Here is a 21195-nt window from a genome sequence, read left to right as displayed (position 1 = left end):
CAATCAGGCGGCCGCAGTCAGCCCGGCTTGCAGGGGCAGACGGATGATCATGGCAAGGCCGCCCTCTGGTCGATTGGTCGCGATAATGGTGCCGCCGTGTGCTTGAACCGCGCGCTGGGCAATGGCCAGACCGAGCCCATAACCCGGTTGGCGGTTCTCGCCATCGAGTTGCACAAAGGGCTGGAACATCAATCCAAGTTGATCCTCCGGCGCACCGGGGCCTTGATCGGCGACGCTGATCTCTAGCGTGTGGCCTGCCTCAGCAAGGTGGACTGCCATATCAATACGCTGACCGGGGCGGGAGTATTTGAGCGCGTTACGTACCACGTTTTCCACGGCCCGGTAGAGCGGTTCTGCACGGCCACGCAAAATGGCTTCCTGATTATCCAGTGCCGGGTCCATCGTCAGGGCAATGTCTACCCCCGCGTTTTCAGCTTCAAAGCGCGCGTCGGCGACGATGGTGTCCAGTAATTCGATCATGTCGAAGTAGTGATCAGGATCGCCCGTCCCGGCGACTTCCAGCCGTGACAGGGTCAGCAACTCACCCACCAGTTCATCCAGGCGCTTTGATTCACGTTCAATGCGGTCCAGGCTGGTCATCAGATTATCTGGCTGTTTGCGTGCCAGCCCGACGGACACCTGCAAACGTGCCAGCGGCGAGCGCAGTTCGTGCGAAACATCGTGCAGCAACTGGCGTTGTGAATGCACCAGCTGTTTGAGGCGTTCCGCCATCCGGTCAAAGTCATGCCCAAGATCAGCAATTTCGTCACGGCGCCGACCCATGCGCGGTGCGATGCGTTCGTCCAGATCACCATTGGCGACGCGATCGAAGGCGCGTTGCAACAGCCGGATGGGCCGAGTCAGATACCAGGCTAGCAGGGCGCTGAAAATCAGGCTACCGAAGGCGCCTAGCCACAGCAGTTGCGGCGGCAACCACTGGCGTGGCGGGGTACGGCGCACCATGTTTTCGTCGAGCACCGCAAAAATCATCAGGTTACGGTGATCTGGCGTTTGTGTTTGCAACACACTGGGCATGCTCTGATCGGGCTCACCTTCAGCCGGGCGCGGTGTGTTCTTCAGATAATCGTGTGCCATGGCCAACGCGCGTGCGGGTACTGGACGGCCAAATACATCCTTGCCATCGTCATCCACCGCCAGCAAGTTGGACTTGGCAAACCGTGGCCAGCTGCGGGACACCTCACGCAGGGCTTCGATGCCGCCATAGTGCAATACGCTGGCGGTCGATGTAGTCAGCACGGACATGCGTGGATTCGTTGCCAGTGCGTCTTGCATGCCCGCACGTTGCTCGTCGTAAATCGCGAAAATGGCGGCGACGCCAAAGAACACGCAAGTGAGCGTGAGCCAGAATCCGATCAGGATTTTCCAGAACAGACGACCTTTGGGCATTTTCATTCAGACTCGGAGAGAAGAGGGAGACGGGCCCTGGACCACGCCAGTTAAGGTCGTGTTGCCAGCGTTTGGCCGGTTTGCCTTTATTCGGTTTGCCATTGATAACCAATCCCGCGCACGGTCTGGATTGGCGTCCGGCCGTCCGGGTAATTGCCCAGTTTTTGCCGCAGATTGCTCATGTGTACGTCCACGCTACGGTCATATCGGGTAAACGGGCGGCCCAGCGCTTGCTCGCACAGTTCATTCTTGTTCAGTACTTTGCCTTGCGCACGCAGCAGCATTTCCAGCAAGTTGAATTCGGAGCTGGTCAGATCCAGTGTCTGGCCATCCAGCTCAGCGCGCCGGTAAGCCGGGTGCAGATGAAGCCGGCCAGAAACCAGCGGGATATTCGGGTCTTCTTCCGGGGCTTCTGCGCTGCCGGTGCGGCGCAAAATTGCACGCAGACGGGCTACCAGCTCGCGCGGCTGACAGGGCTTGGGCACGTAATCGTCCGCACCGAGTTCAAGGCCAATAATGCGGTCGATATCATCGCCCTTGGCGGTCAGCATGATCACGGGAATCCGGCTTTTTTCACGGATTTGCCGCAATGTTTCAATGCCACCCATGCGCGGCATCATGACGTCGAGCACCATGATGGCGTACTTGCCTGACAAGGCGGCCGCGACGCCAGCTTCGCCATCGTGCACGGCATCGGCTTCGAATCCTTCGGTGCCGAGATATTCTTTGAGCATGGTGCAGAGCTCGGTGTCATCGTCCACCAGCAAAATACGCATGATGTTTTCCCTTAGCTTCTTTTCTTCGTTACGACGGCCCGACGGGTTTTCCGTTCTCTTGTCCAAACCTGGCCCGAGAGAATAAACGCAGCCGGATCAATATGTTCGCCGTATTGAATCTCACGTGATCCGGTTCACATCTTCGCCGAATTAGCCCCCATAAACCAGCCTGGAGGGGCTCGCTTTACGCAATCTTTGCACTTTGATAACCCACCTTTACCAATGGGCCGAGCATAGTGGAATCACGCCACACGGCAACGGCAAGGCACACCGCCCCGCCGGCCGTAAACGGCGATTCCACTTTTTTGGAGATCACCATGTTGAAGATCAAATACCTGATTGGCGCTGCCGTAGTCGCTGCTGGCTTCGCCGCCGCGCCTGCCATGGCCGGTGGGCATGTATCGGTCAGCATCGGTCTGGGGCTGCCGGTAGCGGTCGCACCCGTTATGGTCGCCCCAGCTCCGGTTTACGTCGCCCCGGCCGTGCCGGTGGTGGTCGCACCCCGTCCGGTCTACGTTGCACCGCGCCCTGTCTACTACGCACCGCGTCCGGTGTATGTGGCGCCGCGTCCGGTTTACTACCGTCCAGTGCCAGCGCATTGGGACAATCATCACGATAACGGCTGGCATAACGGCCAGCGCGATCATCGCGGTTGATACCGTAAAACCCCGGTTGAAAAGGGCTGATACTTAACTTTACTTCACCTTTTCAATCGATTAACACCGCTTAACAAAGAGGCGCCGGATAATGCAAACATCGCCGGCAGACCTCTGCCAGACCCGATAAAACCAAGTCGTGTACAAAGGAGCAAACCATGTTCAAGACTCGTAATCTGCTGACTGCTGTTGTAGCCGCTATGGCGCTGGGTGGTGCCATGACTGCTGCCTTTGCTGATGATGCTGCCGGCGGCAACCCGCCTCCGCCTCCGGGCCATCATATGCGTGGTGGTCCTCATGGCCCGCATGATGGTTTCTTCTTCAAAGATCTGAATCTGACTGATGCGCAAAAGGCCCAGGTCAAGCAATTGATGCAAGCCAACCGCCAGAACATGAAGCAGGAAATGGACGCCATGCGCGCTTCGCACCAGCAAGAACAGGCACTGCTGTTCTCGCCAGATTACAGCGATGCCAAGGCAGACCAACTGGCGCAGGCTGACGCCCAGCAAATGGTTGCTGCCCATGCTGCCCGCATCAAGTTCCAGCATCAGCTCTATGCAGTGCTGACCCCGGCTCAGCAGCAACAACTGCAGGCCAAAATGAAAGAGCGCGAAGCCAAGATGGAACAATGGCGCGCCAAGCATGACCAGAAGGGTGATGCACCCCAACAGTAAGCAGTAAACCAGGGCGCCCGCTCAGGCTCCTGGGTACAAAAAAAGCCACGGCGTTTGCCGTGGCTTTTTCTTTGGAACGAACCTGGGATCAGTGCGCCAGAATCTTGGACAAAAACGCTTGGGCGCGCTCGGAGCGCGGGCTGCCGAAGAACTCGTCTTTGTTGGCATCTTCAATGATTTGGCCGCGATCCATGAAGATCACACGGTTTGCCACTTTGCGGGCAAAGCCCATTTCGTGGGTCACGCACATCATGGTCATCCCCTCTTTGGCCAGTTCAACCATGACATCCAGTACTTCGTTGATCATTTCCGGATCCAGCGCGGAAGTCGGCTCATCGAACAGCATGGCGATCGGGTCCATGGCCAGCGCGCGGGCAATGGCAACACGCTGTTGCTGACCACCAGACAACTGCCCCGGATGCTTGTGCGCATGCGCTTTCAGGCCCACGCGATCCAGCAGCTTCAAGCCTTTTTCGATAGCAGCGTCTTTGTTGCGACCCAAGACTTTGGTCTGGGCCAGGGCCAGGTTCTCGGTAATGGTCAGATGCGGGAACAGTTCAAAGTGCTGGAACACCATACCCACGCGGCTGCGTAGCTTGGGCAGGTTGGTTTTCGGGTCGCCCACCGAAATACCATCGACCGTGATCGTGCCTTGCTGGAAGCTCTCCAGGCCATTCACACATTTGATCAGCGTAGATTTGCCAGAGCCCGACGGGCCGCACACCACTACGACCTCACCTTTTTGCACTTCGGTGGAGCAATCGGTCAGCACCTGGAAGTCGCCATACCACTTGCTGACGTTCTTGATGGAGATCATACGGTCATCCTTTTTTGCAGACGCTTCACCAGGCGCGAAGCGCTGAAGCTGATCACGAAATACACGGCACCGGCCAGCAGGATGTACTGCTGCAACTCACCGGTGATGTTGCCTTTGGAATAGGCGACGTTAAAGAAGTCGAGCACGCCCACTGCATAGACCAGCGACGTATCCTGGAACAGGATGATCGACTGCTGCAGCAGCAGCGGGGTCATCTTGCGGAATGCCTGGGGCAACACGACAAGGCGCATGGTCTGGCCATAGGTCATGCCCAAGGCATAGGCGGCGTTCATTTGCCCGCGAGAGATGGACTGGATCCCCGCCCGCACGATTTCGGCGTAGTACGCGGCCTCAAACATGGTGAAAGCCACCAGGCACGAGGTGAACGCGCCAATCGGGCGGTTGGTGCCGGTGACCCAGCCAATGATCAACGGTACGGCAAAGTAGAACCAGGAGATCACCATCAACAGCGGGATCGAGCGGAAGTAGGTGACATACGCGCCACCAATGGCGGCCAGCACTTTGTTGTGCGACAGGCGTGCCAGCGCCAGCAACGTGCCGAGGAACATGCCGCCAACAACGGCCATGATCAGCATCTGCAGCGTGACTTTCATACCCTCCCACAGGCCGGGCAGAGAGCCTTGCAAATCAGAAAAATGCAGCATCTTATTTGCCTCCCAATGCGATCAGGCCCGGCACGCGCAGACGCTTTTCAACCCAGCGCATGAAGAACATCAAGAGCATGTTCACGACAAAGTAAATCAGTGTGCCCAGTGTGTACGCTTCAAACTGGTTGGCCGTGAAGTCCACCAGTTGCTTGGTTTGTGCCAACAACTCTGGCAAGGCGACGAGCGATGCCACGGAAGAGTTCTTGATGATGTTCAGGAACTCGGAAGTGAGCGGCGGAATGATGATCCGGAAGGCCTGTGGCAGCAGCACCTGGCGATAAACTTGCGGCAGTGCCAGACCCAAAGCCAGCGCCGCATTGGTTTGCCCTTTGGGCAAGGCCTGAATGCCGGTACGGACTTGTTCACAGACGCGTGCAGCGGTGAACAGGCCCAGGCAGACTGTCACTGTGATAAAGGCGTTGGTGACAGGCGAGATATCCTGTTTGAGCCAGTTAGAGAGATTGTCCGGCAGCCAGTCGGGTATGACGTAGTACCAGACAAACAATTGCACGAGCAGCGGCACGTTGCGGAACAGATCGACATAAGCACCGGCAATGCGCGACACGATCTTGCCCGGCACAGTTCGCATAACGCCTAGCACCGTACCCAGAATAAGCGCGATCACCCACGCTGACAGTGCCACGCCCAGCGTCATCATCAAACCGGAAACAAACCAGTTCAGATAGATTTCGCTGCCGACACCAGTGGGCTTGAAAAAGACGCCCCAGTCCCAGTGGTAATGCATGTTGTGTCCCCCTTGTACGCTGAGCGATTCACCGCAACCGGTGAGCTATTCGCTTCAGATTAGCCCGTGTTGCTACGCCGGTTTTGATCAGTCGCCCTTGTCCGTGCAAGGGGCCTGAGTATGTCTCAGGCCCCGCGGTGCGTACTGGTTTCTTTATGACAAAAAAGGGGGCAATTCGCCCCCTTTATGTGGGAGTGCAGCGATTACATCTGCTCCGCCGACTTGTCCGTCGGGTTGGCAATCAGTTGCTTGAGTTCATCGCTCATCTGGAAGTTCAGGTTCAAACCCTTGGGCGGGATGGGTTGCTGGAACCACTTGGTGTAAATCTTGTTGATTTCACCGGACTTGTAGGTGGCCTTCAGTGCGTCATCCACCACCTTCTTGAACTGCGGATCTTCCTTGCGCATAGAGCAACCATAGATTTCGTACGATTGCGGCTTGCCAACGATAGTCCAGTCAGACGGTGCCTTGGCCTTGGCCATTTCGCCAGCCAGCAGTGCATCATCCATCATGAAGGCCACGGCGCGGCCAGATTCAAGCATCAGGAAGGATTCGCCATGATCCTTGGCGCTGATGATGTTCATGTTCATCTTTTTGTCGACATTCATGGCCTTGAGCAAACGCTCAGAGGTCGTGCCGGCAGTGGTCACCACATTCTTGCCGGTGAGGTCTGAGAAGTCCTTGATGCCGGACTTCTTGCTCACGAGGATACGGGTGCCAATTTCAAACATGCCCACCGAGAAAGCAACCTGCTTCTGGCGTTCAATATTGTTGGTGGTGGAGCCACATTCAAAGTCGACCGTGCCGTTGGTGACCAGCGGGATACGGGTCTGGGACGTCACGAGGTTATAACGCACGTTCAGGTTTGGCATGTTCAACGTTTTTTTGACGTTGTCGACAATCTTTGCAGCCAGATCCATGGCGTAACCAACCGGCTTTTGCTGGTTGTCGTAGTACGCAAACGGGATGGAAGAATCACGGACACCGACAACGATCTCGCCGCTTTCCTTGACCTTTTTCAGGGTGCCGGACAGTTCTTCAGCGTGAGCGAGGGACATGCTACAGAGAGCAGCAATAGCAAGCGCGGCGGGCACAAGTTTGAACATTTTTCTTCTCCACGGACTGTGACGGGTTATGACGGCAGTATAGGGACGCATTGTTTCAATTGCCCTTGGTGATATCCCTGAATCCAAGGGGTGATGTTGCGGCTCACGGACACAGTTTCTTTTGGTCTTGATATAGCTGCAACTTGCGGATTTTACTAATAAAAACCAGAAGGGCCGGGGGTCGGCCGGCCCTGGGGAAGTGCGTATGTGCACCTTAACCGTGCATGGGGGCCAGGATCTGCCGCAGGAACTGGCGGGTACGCTCGTGTTCCGGGTGCTGGAAGAAAGTCTCTGGTGCACCTTGTTCGAGCATCTCGCCGTGATCAAGGAAAATGACACGGTCTGCAACTTCTCGCGCAAAGCCCATTTCGTGCGTGACGACCATCATGGTCATGCCCGACTCAGCCAGTCCCTGCATGACTTTGAGCACTTCACCGATCATTTCCGGGTCCAGCGCGCTCGTTGGTTCATCAAACAACATGACTTTGGGCTGCATGGCCAGGCCGCGGGCGATGGCGACCCGCTGCTGCTGGCCACCGGACAACTGGCTGGGGTAGGCATCACGTTTGTTGGCCAGACCAACGCGTTCCAGCAATTCTGTCGCACGCTGGTTGGCATCGCTCTTGCTCATTTTGCGAACACGAATCGGCGCCAGCGTGATGTTCTCCAGCACCGACAAGTGCGGGTAGAGATTGAAGTGCTGGAACACGAACCCGACTTCTTCGCGCAAACGATTGATATCTGTTTTCGGACTATTGACCTGAACGCCATCTACCCAGATTTCGCCATCATTGATGGCTTCCAGTTGGTTGATGGTACGGATCAGGGTGGATTTGCCAGAACCCGACGGACCGCAGACCACGACTACTTCGCCTTTTTTCACTTCCAGGCTGATGTTCTTGAGCACATGGTGATCGCGGCCATACCACTTGTTGACCTGGTTGAAGCGAATCATGGTGCTGTCTTCAGCATTCATTGGCGATGCCCGGTTGGTATTGAGTTCTATTGGCCGGAAACGCTGGCCGGTTCATGGCTGTGAGTGACTGAATTTACGACAATCCAGATGCTTTGACCACGCGGGTTATCGCTTACGCACCGGCCTCTTTGCGCTGGGCAAAAAGCCAGTTGGCCAGGCGCACGTATTGTTCAACGGTGATTTGTTCCGGGCGCTGTGCCGGATCAAGATCAAGCGCGATCAGTTGAGCGTCATCAACGACTCCCCGCAGGTTGTTGCGCAAGGTTTTACGGCGTGCGGCAAATGCGGTTTGTACCAGTTTCTCCAGCGTGGCCATGTCATCGACCGGCCATGGTGGCGTTGGCCACGGAATCATGCGGATGACTGCGGAGTCCACCTTGGGGGGCGGATAGAAAGCCGTTGGTGGCACATCCAGCATGTATTCGGTGGCAAAGCGCACTTGCAGCATGATCGACAAACGCCCGTAGTCGGCAGTGCCCGGTTCTGCAGCAATACGTTCGACGACTTCTTTTTGCAGCATGAAATGCATGTCGGCAATGGCGTCGCCAAATTCAGCCAGATGAAATAATAGTGGCGTGGAGATGTTGTAGGGCAGGTTGCCGGCCACGCGAATGCGTGAACCCGGCGCGATCTCGCGGGCCAGTGCGCCAAAGTCGAACTGCAGCGCATCCACATTGTGAATGGTCAGTTGTTCTGGCTTGAACCGCTGCTGCAGGTGGCTCACGATGTCCCGGTCAATTTCCACCACATGCAAATGACCGGCGCGCGCCATCAGGGGCTCGGTCAGGGCGGCCAGACCCGGGCCGATTTCCACGACAGGCTCACCTGGTTTGGGATCAATGCAGTTGACGATGTCGTAAATCACGCCCTGGTCTTGCAGAAAGTTCTGCCCAAAGCGTTTGCGTGGAATGTGGCCCATGCGATGTGTTTACCTGAAAGCTTGAAAAAGGCGGATATCCGCTCCTGCATGGCTGGAACGACCAGCATGCGCGGGGTACACGCTGAAGAGATTATGCGGCAGCCCGGTCTTTTGCGTGTGCCAGTTCAATGGCTAGTTGCGTCGCGGCGACGAGGCTGCCCACGTCAGCTTTGCCGGTGCCTGCCAGATCCAGTGCCGTGCCGTGATCGACCGACGTTCTGATAATGGGTAGACCGAGCGTGACATTGATACCACTACCAAAACTGGCGAACTTGAGTACAGGCAGACCCTGATCGTGATACATGGCCAGCACGGCATCCCCGCGTTGCAATTGGGCGGGGTTGAAGAGGGTGTCGGCGGGTAGCGGACCGATCAACATCATGCCTTCGGCACGCAGTTTTTCCAGCGTGGGGATAATGATGTCGATTTCTTCGTGACCCAAATGGCCTGATTCACCCGCGTGCGGGTTCAGGCCCGCCACCAGAATGCGCGGCACGGCAATACCAAACTTGTGTTTGAGATCGGCGTGCAGAATGCGCAGTGTTTCAGTCAGCGTTTGTTCTGTGATGGCGGCGGGGACCTCTTTGAGCGGCAGATGCGTGGTGGCGAGTGCCACGCGCATTTGTTCGCAGGTCAGCATCATCACCACGCGGGGTGTGTGGGTGCGCTCAGCCAGATATTCGGTATGTCCATAGAAGAACCTGCCGCTTTGGCTGGTTTGCCCTTCGTTGATCACCCCTTTGTGCAACGGCGCGGTGACGATGGCGGCGAACTCGCCAGCCATACAGCCATCGACGGCACGATCCAGCAGATCAAGCACATGCTGTGCATTGCGGGTGTCGAGCTTGCCGGCAGTCACGGGGGTGGCTACGGGGACATGCAAAACGGAAACCGGCGCATTCTCATCTGGCGTGTAGGCAGGCCAGTGACCCTCGCTGCCAACACATGCCGCACGTGCTTGCAGCAAGTCGTTATCGCCCAGCAGCACCAGTTGTGCAGGCAGGTTCATCTGCCCCAGCGCGGCGAGCAATTCCGGGCCTATGCCGGCGGGCTCGCCACTGGTGACTGCAATGCGGGGCAGATTAGACATGCGTGACTTTGGTCCTGCAGGGTTATTCGTCTTTCAGGCGCATCTCGACATATGCGCTATCACGCAGCTGGCGAGCCCAGTTTTCATACTGTTCATCGGCCTTGCGTTTACGCAGTTCGTTACGCACCGAGGAACGTTCACGATCTGCGGTCACATCTTGATCACGGCGCTCAATCACCTGGATGAGGTGGTAACCAAACTGGGTGTGAACAACCTGACTCAGTTCGTCTGGTTTCAGCGCGTTCATGACCTGTTCAAACTCAGGGACGGTTTCACCCGGGTTAATCCAGCCCAGATCGCCACCCTTACTGGCGCTACCGTCTTCAGAGAAGGCGCGAGCCATGTCTTCAAACTTGGCGCCTTGCAAAATGCGGTCGCGGATCTGGTTGAGCTTGGCCTTGGCTTCGCTTTCAGAAATAAGTTCGGTCGGGCGGACGAGGATGTGGCGCACATGGGTTTGCTGCACAACCTGATGGTTTTCCTGCTTGCGGACTTCCATCAGCTTGACGAGCTCAAAGCCAGCCGGGCTGCGAATGATGTCAGTCAACTGGCCTGGTTGCATTTGTTGCAACAGGGCGACCATCTGCTCCGGCAGGCTACCTGAGGCATACCAGCCCAGCTGACCGCCTTCGGTGGCATCTTTAGCCGTGGAATATTGTGCGGCGACCGTGCCGAAGTCCTGGCCGGAATTAACGGCCTGGCGGGCTGCAACGATCTTCGCGCGGCGGGCCTGCACCTCATCGGGCGTGGCGTTTTCCGGCACGGAAATCTGGATGTGCGCCAGACGATAGTCCATCTGCGGCTTGTTGGCGTTGAGCTTCAGGTATTCGTTGACCTCGGCATCGGTCACCACGACACGGTTATCTACTTCGCGCTGACGCAGGCGTTGCAGGATCATCTCGGTGCGGATTTCCTTGCGGAACTGGACCCAGGGGATGCCTTGGCTCGCCAGCGCAGAACGGAACTCCGGTACGCTCATCTTGTTCTGTTTGGCCAGTGCCGCCGTGGCCTGATCCAGTTGGGCGTCGTCGACTTTCATGCCCGTGGAGGCCGCAAACTGCACTTGCACTTGTTCGTTGACCATGCGTTCGAGCACCTGACGTTGCAGGATGTCGGCCGGCGGCTCCGGAATGTTCTGTTGTTTCAGATTCTGTTTGACCTGGGCGACACGGGCAGAAAGTTCATTAGCCGTAATGACGTCGTGATTGACCACAGCCACGATGCGGTCCACGGTCTGGACCTCGACCGCGCGGGACACCGGTGCTGCAACGGAAAACACCAGTGCAACCAGCGCGAAAAAAGAGCTCAGCTTCATAAAGTCGATCACTTGTTAGAACTACCAGAAATGTCGGAATAACCCGGAATAGCTGTCCGCAGCGCAGAAGTCGGGTTGGTGCCCAGCCCGCCCAGCGCGCCCAGTTGAAGCAGGACATAGTACGTGTTGCTGGTGCCGCCGTCAGTCGTCACATAACGCTGCGCCGCGAGGCGAAGCGCCCAGCAGCCCGCATTGTATTCAACCCCGGCCAGCGTATCCAGAAAACGGTTCGGGTCCGACTTGATCAGGGAATAGTTGACGTGACCAATGCCATACCAGCCCGCGCCCATGGGCCATTGGCCGGAAAGGTCGATCTGTTTGGTCAGGGGCGCTGTATACGTGCTGTAGATGTAACGCAGGTTCAGCACCTTGGCGACGTCTGGTCGCCAGGACAAATTGAGCGAGTTGTACGAGGCGGTGTGATCCTGCATGTTGTACTGGATCTCATACTGCGCATTGAGCTTGCGAATGATTTCGCCACCCAGCGAGACCAGCAGGTCCGATTTGGTGCTGTCGGGCAGGACGCTGTCATCCAGTGATACGCGCGGACTCTGGAAATAAAAACGCTGGCCGATGGTGGCGTTCAGGCGTTCGATACCCGTATCAGACTCAAAAATCCGTGAGGTCAGTGCAACGGTAATCTGATTGGCATCGTTGATGCGATCGTTACCGGTGTAGCGGTTTTCGGAGAACATCTGCGAGTACGAGAAGTCCGTTTGTGCCGAATCAAAATTGGGCAGATTGGACTGATTTTTGTACGGGATATACAAATAGTACGCACGTGGTTCCAGCGTCTGCGTGAAGCTGTCACCCTGGATGTCCAGATCGCGTTCGAACACCAGCCCGCTGTCCAGGCTCATGATCGGCAGGACACGGTTTTCGCTACCCATGCTGTCGCCCTCAGCCGTGGATAACTGATAGTTGGTGGCATGCACGCCGATCTTTGGCGTAATAAAGCTGTACGAGGTCAGGAAAGGCACCGATACGCTGGGATAAACCCAGGTGCGGTACCCGTTGGTTTCGCTCGGATGCGTAAAGTTGGTGAACTCCGCCTGGACATTGGTCTGGATCCGGCCGTCCATGAACGTTGGCGCGGTAGAGAAATCAATCTGCGGCGACAACGCATACGGAATAGCAATCGGATTAACCGTGCTTTGTAGCGTCTGGTAATGCAACCAGTCGATTGAGGTAGTCCAGCCATCTCCGCCGTAGCTCAGTACCCCCTGACGCGGCAGGTTAGTCTGCGATGCGACCGCAGCACGGTCGCCAAAATCGTTGAAGTAGTTGTCGTCCGAGACCTTTTCGATATCCAGCGTCAAATGCAGGCGATCGGTCAGGTTTTGTGAGTGTTTCCAGAAAATATCGTAGCGCGTCATGTCGGCTTCTTTGTCCTGCAGCGCGTCTGTGCGCAGGATGCCGTTGTAGCTCGGTTCCAGATAACGGAACTCGGCGCCGACCATCAGACCACGGCGGCTGAAATAGCGCGGGTAGAAGGTGGCATCCATATTGGGTGCGATATTCCAGTAATACGGGATGGTCAGATCAAGACCGTTCCGGTTGTTCAACGCCAGCGCAGGAGCCAGGAAACCGGACTGTCGCGCGTCACTCAACGGGAAATTGATGTAAGGCATGTACAGGATCGGCGTGTCGTAGAACGTGATCCAGGCGTTGGTCGCCTCGCCTTTGTTCGTGTTGTAGTCCAGCCACATATTGTTGGCGTGGATAAACCAGTCATCGTTGCCTACCGGGCAAGTGGTGAACCGGCTTTTTTGCAAGTGATATTGCTTGTCACCTTCAAACAGCAAGTTGACAGCATCGCCGCGACCCAGTCCCTGGGCGATCTGGTAGTCCGGATCGCTCATCGAGCCTTCCTTGCGATCCATGTAGTAGTCGAGTTCGTGACCCTTCATGACATCGCCCTGATGCTCCATGCGCACGTTGTCGCCGGCTTTCAGGTGCTGGTTGGCTTGATCGTAAGTGGCCCAGTCGGCGTAGTAGTACTCGTCACCCTTGGTGATCTGCACATCGCCTGTGGCTTTGGCGTTATCCGGTTGCTGGCCTTCGACGTGATCGGCCTCAATCGAGACGGGCACGTCTTGTGTCGAAGTGTCATCAGCAGCGTGTGCTAGCGCGCCAAACAGCGCAAACATCAGGACTGAGCAGCGAAAGGGAGGAGTGGCAAACATGCGGGCCGGGGCGACGTGCTGATAGAATTGCCGGATTCTACCGCAATGCAGTCCCTATCATGCAGCAAACCGTTCACATTGCTGCGCCCGGAACACCGGAGCGCGCTGATCAAATCAAATCCTGGCTCAGAGCTGTCACGCTGACAGAGCCGCAAACCCTCAAGCCTGGCGGCTCGGACGCTAGCGTGCGCGTGTACTGGCGCGCCACCTGGCCTGATCGCACACTGATCGTCATGGACGCTGATCCACAGGCGTTCAACGTGCAGCCGTTTCTGGCGATCCAGCAACAACTGGCCGCAGGCGGTATTCACGTCCCCGCCGTGATTGCCCATGACGAAGCCTTGGGCCTGACCTTGCTGGATGATCTGGGTGATATCTTGCTGGCCGATCTCTTGAGCGGCGAAGCGGCTGCCAAAGCCTGGTATCTGCGTGCGATTGATACCCTCGTAGATATTCAGAAGCACATGGCGTTTGACCATCTGCCCGCGTTCGATGCCAGTTTCTTGCGTCGCGAGATGGAAATCGGCCGCGAGTGGTATCTGGGCAAATATCTGGGGGCAGAGCTTGAAGGCAAAGCGCTCCAGACGTGGGAGCGCACCACGGCGTTGATCGTGGCGCAGTGCATGTCGCAGCCCATGGGCTTCATGTTGCGCGACTATCACTCGCGCAATCTGATGGTCAAAAACGATGATCTTTATGTGATCGACTTCCAGGACGCCGTCAAAGGTCCGCTCTGTTATGACGTCGTCAGCCTGTTCCGTGATGCCTATGTCGAGTGGGATGAAGGTTTTGTGCTTGATCTGGTCATTCGCTACTGGGAAAAGGCCCGTGCCGCAGGCGTGCCGGTCAACGCAGACTTCGGGGACTTCTACAAAGCGTTTGAGTGGCAGGGTTTGCAGCGCCACCTGAAGGTGCTGGGTTTGTTCGCGCGTTTGCACCTGCGCGACGGCAAAGACCGCTATTTGAACGATCTGCCGCGCGTGCTCGGCTACATGCGCAAAGTCTGCCAGCGATACGATGAATTGACTGGTCTCTACCGTATTCTGCTCAACGCGCAGGGCGAAAAAATCGATAGCGGCTTTACGTTCTAAACCTGTGAGGCGTAAAGGGGAGGCGTGAAGTGCACCTGCACGATCGCCTGCCGAAGCCCCGGATTTTACTCCTCACCTTGACCCTCACTGTCTACACACTATGCACGCAATGATCCTGGCGGCCGGGCGCGGCGAGCGCATGCGGCCGCTGACTGACACCTGCCCTAAACCCTTGCTGGAAGTAGGCGGCAAGCCGCTGATTGCCTGGCATATCGAACGCTTGGCCGCTGCTGGCGTCACCCGTCTCGTGATTAACCATGCCTGGCTTGGGCATCTGGTTGAAGCGCGGTTGGGTGATGGCAGCCAGTGGGGCGTGCATATTCAGTACTCGGCAGAAACCTCCGCGCTGGAAACTGCTGGCGGCATTGCCCACGCCTTGCCGCTACTCGGTGACGCGCCATTTCTGGTCGTCAATGGCGACATTTTTACGGACTACGACTTTCGTCGTTTACAACCGGCGCTGGCTGCCATGGCACGTAATCCGCAGCAGACCGGCCACCTGGTCCTGATGCCCAAAGCCGATTACCCGACCGGACGCGATCTGGCCGTGGATGCACAGGGTTTTGCCAAAGTCAGTGAACCGGGTGATGTGCCGATGACCTTTGCCGGCATCGCGGCGTATTCCCCGGCGTTTTTTGCCGATGTACCGCGCAATGCGCCATCCCCGTTGTTGCCGCATTTTCTGCAGGCCATGCATGCAAAACAAATGACGGCTGAGGTGTTTTCTGGCCAGTGGCTGGATGTCGGTACGGTGGAACGACTGGCTGCCGCCAATGACCTGGTGCGCATCACAGGCCAGTAAGTGCGAAATTGACAGGCCGTCGGTAAAACTGCCTGATTTTCCTCAGCATTATTCACTTAGCATGCTTAAATGCCATTGGTATTCTGATGGCTATCAAATGCTTCAGGTGGAGGTGTGTCATGCAAGTCGGCTCAGTAACCCAGGCGAGTAGCCTGCAGTCATTGCAACAGTCCCGCAGCGCGACGCAATTACCGGCGGACACCAACAGCCCGACGCAACTGCCTGCGGACGCCAACAGTACCAGTCAAACGCGCAATCAACTCACCGATACGCAAAAAGACATTGCCAGCACGCTGTATCTGGGTAAAACGGCGGAAACCAGCATGAAGATTTATATGGCGGTGGCCGCAGATCAATCGGCGCAAACCACGGGTAGTACCACCTGGACCATCCAGCCAGGCAGCAGCAACAACCTCAACATCATCATTCCAGGTTCGAATGGCCAGTCGGAAACGCTACCGTATGCACCGGGTAGCGTACTCAATACCAGTGCCTGACCCGCGTGTGTGACTCAATCAACAGCGCGTTGGCCTTTGCCCGCGCTGTGATTGTTTGTGCCGGTCTGATCACGCTTCATCAGTTCCCCGCCAAATCCTGCATTGTTTTTTGCTGCATCGCACCGTAATCTGAAAGACCTGTCAGATCACGGAGTTATCATGGCCACACGTGCATTGTTGCAGGATCAGACGGCCCGTCTGAAGACTCTGCAAAGCGATCTGCGGCACGCATTTGACCCGTTCGGTCTTGTCGCGACCACCCTGAAGGCCCAACACGCCTGGCTGACGCACCCTACCGAACTGGCTGGCGCGCTGGCCTTCTGGTACGACGATTTCAAACAGTGGGGCGATTACACCTGGCGGCGCTGGCTGGGTCAGTCAGTCGACGATGTATTCCGGGTGCACCCGGAAGATGCCCGCTTTGCTGATGCCGACTGGACTGAACACCCCGCCTGGGACAGTCTGAAAGAGTGGTACCTCTTTAATACCCGCTGGTTACAGGATTCGCTGTTTGCCACGCCGGCACTGACGCAAAGCGAGCGCAATCGCTCCGCCTTCTGGTTGCGGCAATGGCTTAATGCCGTGGCGCCCAACAATTATTTCTTCCTGAACCCGGTCGCCATGGCCAAAGCGCTGGAAACCCGCGGCGACTCGTTGGCCAAAGGGCTGCAAAACCTGGCCAGGGATGCTCAGCGCGGTGAAATTGCCATGACTGACCCTGATGCGTTCAGGGTCGGGGAAAACCTGGCATTGACGCCCGGTTCGGTGGTCTACCGCGGGCCGCTGCTGGAAGTCATTCATTACGACGCCGTCACACCGGACGTGTACAAGATTCCGCTGGTCATCGTGCCGCCGTGGATCAACAAGTACTATGTGCTTGATCTGGATGCCAAAAAGAGCATGGTCAAATACCTGACGGAACAGGGTTTTTCGGTGTTCATTGCCAGTTGGGTCAACCCTGGCCCATCCGCCGCAGATGTCAGCTTTGATGACTACATCACGAACGGCATCGACAAGATCGTGGAAGTGGCACAGTCCATTTCCGGCAGTGACACCGTGAACCTGACCGGTTACTGCATTGGCGGCACGCTGGTTGCCACCTATCTGGCCTGGCTGGCCAAACGCGGCGATGCCCAAAAGATCAACAGTGCCACGCTGCTGACGTCGCTGACGGATTTTTCCAAACCCGGTGACATCGACATCTTTCTGGATGAAGAGGGACTGGCGTTTGTGGAGCGCACCATCGCGCAGAAAGGCTATCTGGATGGCCGTGAAATGGCCGCCAGTTTCCGCATGCTCCGGCCCAACAGTCTCGTGTGGAACTACTGGGTCAGCAATTATTTGCTGGGTGAGACACCCATGGCGTTCGACGTGTTGTACTGGAACATGGACACCACGCGCATGCCGCAGAAAATGCACTGCTATTACCTGCGCGAGTTCTACTTCCATAACCGGCTGATCAAATCTGACGTGCTGACCATTGCGGGTGAATCGATTGACCTTTCCCGCATTGAAACACCGCTTTTCATGGTGTCGACAGAGGAAGACCACATTGCGCCATGGCAGCAAACCTGGGCATTGACCAGGCTGGCCAAAGGACCGGTGACGTTCACGTTGTCCAGTTCAGGGCATATTCTGGGGATCGTCAACCCACCTGCACCCACCTCCAAGCGGAACTACCGCCAGGCTGGCGTCAAACGGGGGCAAGCCCCGGAGGAGTGGGTTGAGCATCTGCAGAAAGTGGCAGGCTCCTGGTGGCCATCGTGGTCGCAGTGGCTGCAACCACTGAGCGGTAGCAAGGTCAAACCCAAGCTTTCCAACCGGCAATACCCGCGGATCATGGCCGCGCCAGGTCAATATGTAATGGAATGACCTTATGCTCAGGTGGCTAGCGCCTGGAAACACCGTTCAATCGGCCGTTAAAACGCTGTGAAACGACCTGTTCTGGTGCGTCTGGCCGCCTGATTTGCCGGTTTTGCCCGCTGCGTTTAAAACGTAACGAGAATTGCTTTGGCTACGGGTTGTCCCCAAGGGCATGACTCGGGGATAATGTCGGCCAGTGCGAAGGCGCGACCAAGGGAACCCCTGATCAAGCCACCTCCGGGTCGTGCGAGCCCGCTTCAGTTGATCTGCCGCGTTGTAAATCCTCGCCGTAGTCTTGCTACGGCTGTGGTTTACGCCTTGCAGCTCTGCCTGAATCAAGCCCGCTCGAGTCCCGGAAAGGCTTGATCAGGGGTTCCTTCGCGCCAATTTTATTTTCCACAACTCGAAGCTGTTTCGAATCATTCACGAGAGGAATTCTCATATGGCAACGCGTGCCGATCTCGCTAATGCCATCCGCGCCCTGGCGATGGATGCAGTTCAAAAAGCCAACTCCGGTCACCCGGGCATGCCGATGGGCATGGCGGAAATCGCCGTGGCCTTGTGGGGTGAAGGCAACTATCGCCACAACCCGCAGAACCCGCACTGGGCTAACCGCGATCGCTTTATCCTCTCCAATGGTCACGGCTCCATGCTGCAGTACGCGCTGCTGCACCTGACCGGCTACAACCTGCCGATCGACCAGCTCAAGCAATTCCGCCAACTGCACAGCCAGACTCCGGGCCACCCGGAATACGGCTACACCGAAGGCATTGAAACCACCACTGGCCCGCTGGGTCAGGGTATTGCCAACGCTGTCGGTTTTGCGCTGGCTGAAAAACTGCTGGGTCAAGAATTCAACCGTCCTGGTTTCAACGTCGTTGACCACCGCACCTGGGTTTTCCTGGGCGATGGTTGCATGATGGAAGGCGTGAGCCACGAAGCCTGCGCACTGGCCGCCACCTGGGGCCTGAACAAGCTGGTTGCCTTCTGGGATGACAACAACATCTCCATCGACGGCCACACCGACAAGTGGTTTACCGAAGACATCCCGGGTCGTTTCGAAGCCTACGGCTGGCACGTGATTCGTCCGATCGACGGCCACAGCGTTGAAGCTGTCCTGAAGGCCATTGAAGAAGCCAAGACCATCACCGACCGTCCGACGCTGATCTGCTGCAAGACCATCATCGGCAAGGGTTCGCCGAACAAGGCCGACAGCCACGACAGCCACGGCTCGCCGCTGGGTGATGCTGAAATCGCCGCAACGCGCGCTGCCATCGGCTGGAACCACGGCCCGTTCGAAATCCCGGCCGATGTGTACGCTGGCTGGGACAAGAAAGAAGCCGGTGAAAAGTGGGAATCCTCCTGGAACACCCTGTACCGCGAATACGCCAAGACCCATCCGGAACTGGCGGCCGAATTCGAGCGTCGTAACGCTGGCCGTCTGACTGCAGACTGGGCGCAAGTGGTGAAAACCGCTGTGGCCGATGCCAACGCCAAGGCTGAAACCATTGCGACTCGCAAGGCTTCGCAAAACGCCCTGAACGCCTTCGTGCCGAACCTGCCGGAAATGCTGGGTGGTTCCGCTGACTTGACCGGTTCCAACCTGACCAACGTCAAGGCCAGCGTGCAACTGACCCGCGAAGCAGATAACAGCCTCTCCGGTAACTACATCAGCTACGGTGTGCGCGAGTTTGGTATGAGCGCCATCATGAACGGTATCTTGCTGCACGGCGGTCTGCGTCCGTACGGCGCGACCTTCCTGATGTTCAGCGAATACGCACGTAACGCCCTGCGTATGGCTGCCCTGATGAAGATCCCGCAACTGTTCGTGTTCACGCATGACTCGATCGGCGTAGGCGAAGACGGCCCGACCCACCAGCCGGTGGAGCAAACCGCGACCCTGCGTTACATCCCGAACATGAACGTATGGCGTCCGGCCGACACCGTGGAAAGCATGGTGGCGTGGGCTCATTCGATTGAAGAGACCAAGACACCGTCGACCCTGATCTTCACCCGTCAGAACCTGCAATTCCAGGCTCGCTCGGAAGAACAGATCGCCAACATCTCCAAGGGCGGTTACGTTCTGCGTGACGCGGCTAACCCGAAGGTTGTGCTGATCGCTACCGGTTCCGAACTGGATCTGGCTGTGAAGGCACACGAAGCCCTGGCCGCAGAAGGCGTTGCATCGCGCGTGGTTTCCATGCCGTCGACCAACGTGTTCGACAAGCAAGACAAGGCTTATCAAGCCAGCGTTCTGCCGGCTGGTGTACCGCGTCTGGCGATCGAAGTGGGCGTGTCCGACTTCTGGCGCAAATATGTGGGTCTGGAAGGCGACGTACTGGGTATGGATCGCTTCGGTGAATCCGCACCGGCTCCGTTGCTGTTCAAGGAATTCGGCTTTACCGTTGAAAACGCAGTGGCCAAGGCCAAGGCGATCATCAAGTAAGTCGTTCCCTCGTTGCCGCATTCATGTGGCCATGAAAAAAACGGGCACCTGCGGGTGCCCGTTTTTCTTGCTCGGCGCTCTTATAATCCCGGATGTGAAAACACCTCGACCGTCCCGAACCCTGTTGCTGGCGCTGCTCTGTGCGCTGATTGCCCACGGCTGTCTGCTGCTTTGGCGCGGTTGGCAGGCACGTGGCGTGCAGCCCGCACACAGGGTGTCCGTGCAACTTGTGGATACTGGAAAGCCAGCAATGCCACAACCGGTTGCCGCCGCGCAACCCCGTGAGTCTATGTCGGAGTCCCCGGTAAAAAACCGGCAGCTCGCCGACAAGCCTGCCGTGATCAGTACTCGCTCGTTGGTGACGCCAGACCGCAAAACCGCCCCGGTTCATTCGTCAGTGGCCGCATCTGTAAAAGCCAGTGGCCCGACCACAACTCCGCAGACCGATAAGTATGTAGATGTAGAGCGGGCTGGCAGTACCGGTGTCAGTCAGAGCGATATACCGCCCCTGGCCGTGGGGACGACACAAACGAGGGCCAGCGACACCAACGAGCCCATTCGTATCATCAGCGCTCCCAAGCCACCGCTTCCTGATGCCGCGAGGCGCCGCGGTGAAGCGGGTACGGTGGTGTTACGCATCCGTGTCAATGAACTGGGCGCGGCGGATGTGACGATCGAGCAATCCAGTGGCTCGCCCCGGCTGGATGCTTCTGCCCGCAACACGGTGCAACAAAGCTGGCGCTTCTCCCCGGCGGTGCATGATGGCCGCAGGGCCGCAGCTGAGATCATTCAGCCGGTCGAGTTCCGGCTCACGGATTGATCTGGCTGGCTCATCCTTGTTTCTGGCAAACAATGCAAAGTGCATGCCTCAGCGCACGGGATTTGCCATGTTAAACTGCGCATCTTTCTGTTCGGCCACGGATATTCTTCATGCTCAAGCTTTCCATTAACGGCCAGCCGCGCGAGTTTGCCGCCGTACTGACCGTGGCTGATCTGGTGCAAGAACTGTCACTGACCGGCAAGCGTGTGGCCATTGAACGCAATGGCGAGATCGTGCCGCGCAGCACCTTTGCCGATACATCACTGGCTAGTGGCGACGCGCTTGAAATTGTTGTCGCTGTTGGCGGCGGTTGACCTGCGTTTTACCTGGTTTTCTTTCCT

20 protein-coding genes are annotated in these 21195 nt (G+C 57.3%); 9 read left to right on the top strand and 11 right to left on the bottom strand.

The features are described 5' to 3' along the window. Positions 1–3: 3 nt before the first annotated feature. Both IEX44_RS17605 and IEX44_RS17600 read right to left on the bottom strand, forming a co-directional pair. Positions 4–1413 carry an ATP-binding protein gene (locus tag IEX44_RS17605; protein WP_188697136.1) on the bottom strand — a complete coding sequence of 470 codons (1410 nt, stop codon included), beginning with the start codon at positions 1411–1413 and terminating at the stop codon, positions 4–6. Between the two features lie 80 nt (positions 1414–1493). Then, entirely contained in the window at positions 1494–2186 is a 693-nt protein-coding gene (locus tag IEX44_RS17600) for a response regulator transcription factor (protein ID WP_188697529.1), read from the bottom strand. Between the two features lie 314 nt (positions 2187–2500). Here IEX44_RS17600 and IEX44_RS17595 point away from each other — a divergent pair, with 314 nt between their 5' ends. Together IEX44_RS17595 and IEX44_RS17590 are read left to right on the top strand one after the other, a co-directional pair. Beyond that, positions 2501–2839 carry a hypothetical protein gene (locus IEX44_RS17595; RefSeq protein ID WP_188697134.1) on the top strand — a complete coding sequence of 113 codons (339 nt, stop codon included), beginning with the start codon at positions 2501–2503 and terminating at the stop codon, positions 2837–2839. A gap of 158 nt (positions 2840–2997) precedes the next feature. Continuing rightward, complete coding sequence (locus IEX44_RS17590) at positions 2998–3513, top strand: Spy/CpxP family protein refolding chaperone (protein ID WP_188697132.1); 516 nt, start codon at positions 2998–3000, stop codon at positions 3511–3513. 88 nt (positions 3514–3601) lie between these two features. Here IEX44_RS17590 and IEX44_RS17585 read toward each other — a convergent pair whose 3' ends face one another. The 9 genes from IEX44_RS17585 to IEX44_RS17545 form a co-directional block, all read right to left on the bottom strand. Continuing rightward, entirely contained in the window at positions 3602–4330 is a 729-nt protein-coding gene (locus IEX44_RS17585; RefSeq protein WP_188697130.1) for an amino acid ABC transporter ATP-binding protein, read from the bottom strand. After that, positions 4327–4995 (bottom strand): amino acid ABC transporter permease, encoded by a 669-nt coding sequence (locus IEX44_RS17580; RefSeq protein WP_188697126.1) that lies wholly within the window; start codon positions 4993–4995, stop codon positions 4327–4329. Before IEX44_RS17580 ends, IEX44_RS17585 begins: the two co-directional genes overlap by 4 nt. Position 4996: 1 nt before the next feature. Beyond that, positions 4997–5743, bottom strand: coding sequence for an amino acid ABC transporter permease (locus IEX44_RS17575; protein WP_188697123.1), 747 nt, complete (start codon positions 5741–5743; stop codon positions 4997–4999). Between the two features lie 203 nt (positions 5744–5946). Then, complete coding sequence (locus tag IEX44_RS17570; protein ID WP_188697120.1) at positions 5947–6849, bottom strand: glutamate/aspartate ABC transporter substrate-binding protein; 903 nt, start codon at positions 6847–6849, stop codon at positions 5947–5949. A 214-nt stretch (positions 6850–7063) separates the two neighbouring features. Continuing rightward, on the bottom strand, positions 7064–7804 hold the full coding sequence (locus tag IEX44_RS17565) for an amino acid ABC transporter ATP-binding protein (protein ID WP_188697526.1): 741 nt from the start codon (positions 7802–7804) through the stop codon (positions 7064–7066). 133 nt (positions 7805–7937) lie between these two features. Then, positions 7938–8744: a 16S rRNA (adenine(1518)-N(6)/adenine(1519)-N(6))-dimethyltransferase RsmA gene (gene rsmA, locus IEX44_RS17560; protein ID WP_188697118.1), complete on the bottom strand. Its 807-nt coding sequence runs from the start codon at positions 8742–8744 to the stop codon at positions 7938–7940. Positions 8745–8835: 91 nt separating this feature from the next. Then, positions 8836–9834: a 4-hydroxythreonine-4-phosphate dehydrogenase PdxA gene (gene pdxA, locus IEX44_RS17555; RefSeq protein WP_188697116.1), complete on the bottom strand. Its 999-nt coding sequence runs from the start codon at positions 9832–9834 to the stop codon at positions 8836–8838. A gap of 22 nt (positions 9835–9856) precedes the next feature. Further along, on the bottom strand, positions 9857–11149 hold the full coding sequence (locus IEX44_RS17550) for a peptidylprolyl isomerase (RefSeq protein WP_188697114.1): 1293 nt from the start codon (positions 11147–11149) through the stop codon (positions 9857–9859). Between the two features lie 8 nt (positions 11150–11157). After that, entirely contained in the window at positions 11158–13299 is a 2142-nt protein-coding gene (locus tag IEX44_RS17545) for an LPS-assembly protein LptD (protein WP_188697111.1), read from the bottom strand. Between the two features lie 95 nt (positions 13300–13394). Here IEX44_RS17545 and IEX44_RS17540 point away from each other — a divergent pair, with 95 nt between their 5' ends. From IEX44_RS17540 to thiS, 7 genes are all read left to right on the top strand, one after another. After that, positions 13395–14426, top strand: a complete 1032-nt coding sequence (locus IEX44_RS17540) for an aminoglycoside phosphotransferase family protein (RefSeq protein ID WP_188697108.1) — start codon at positions 13395–13397, stop codon at positions 14424–14426. Positions 14427–14526: 100 nt separating this feature from the next. After that, positions 14527–15228, top strand: coding sequence for an N-acetylmuramate alpha-1-phosphate uridylyltransferase MurU (murU, locus tag IEX44_RS17535; RefSeq protein ID WP_188697105.1), 702 nt, complete (start codon positions 14527–14529; stop codon positions 15226–15228). Between the two features lie 119 nt (positions 15229–15347). Next, complete coding sequence (locus IEX44_RS17530; RefSeq protein WP_188697102.1) at positions 15348–15725, top strand: hypothetical protein; 378 nt, start codon at positions 15348–15350, stop codon at positions 15723–15725. A 159-nt stretch (positions 15726–15884) separates the two neighbouring features. After that, positions 15885–17597: a PHA/PHB synthase family protein gene (locus tag IEX44_RS17525; protein WP_188697099.1), complete on the top strand. Its 1713-nt coding sequence runs from the start codon at positions 15885–15887 to the stop codon at positions 17595–17597. 433 nt (positions 17598–18030) lie between these two features. Then, the gene (gene tkt / locus IEX44_RS17520; protein WP_188697098.1) at positions 18031–20034 is read left to right on the top strand and encodes a transketolase; all 2004 of its coding nucleotides are present in this window, start codon (positions 18031–18033) and stop codon (positions 20032–20034) included. Between the two features lie 250 nt (positions 20035–20284). After that, the gene (locus IEX44_RS17515; protein WP_188697094.1) at positions 20285–20854 is read left to right on the top strand and encodes an energy transducer TonB; all 570 of its coding nucleotides are present in this window, start codon (positions 20285–20287) and stop codon (positions 20852–20854) included. A 110-nt stretch (positions 20855–20964) separates the two neighbouring features. After that, positions 20965–21168 (top strand): sulfur carrier protein ThiS, encoded by a 204-nt coding sequence (gene thiS / locus IEX44_RS17510; RefSeq protein ID WP_188697090.1) that lies wholly within the window; start codon positions 20965–20967, stop codon positions 21166–21168. Positions 21169–21195 lie beyond the last annotated feature (27 nt).

It is taken from the genome of Silvimonas amylolytica, assembly GCF_014645555.1.
Taxonomy (GTDB): domain Bacteria; phylum Pseudomonadota; class Gammaproteobacteria; order Burkholderiales; family Chitinibacteraceae; genus Silvimonas; species Silvimonas amylolytica.
The sequence above is the reverse complement of the archived record's forward strand: the minus strand, read 5'-3'. Positions and strand labels throughout refer to the sequence as shown.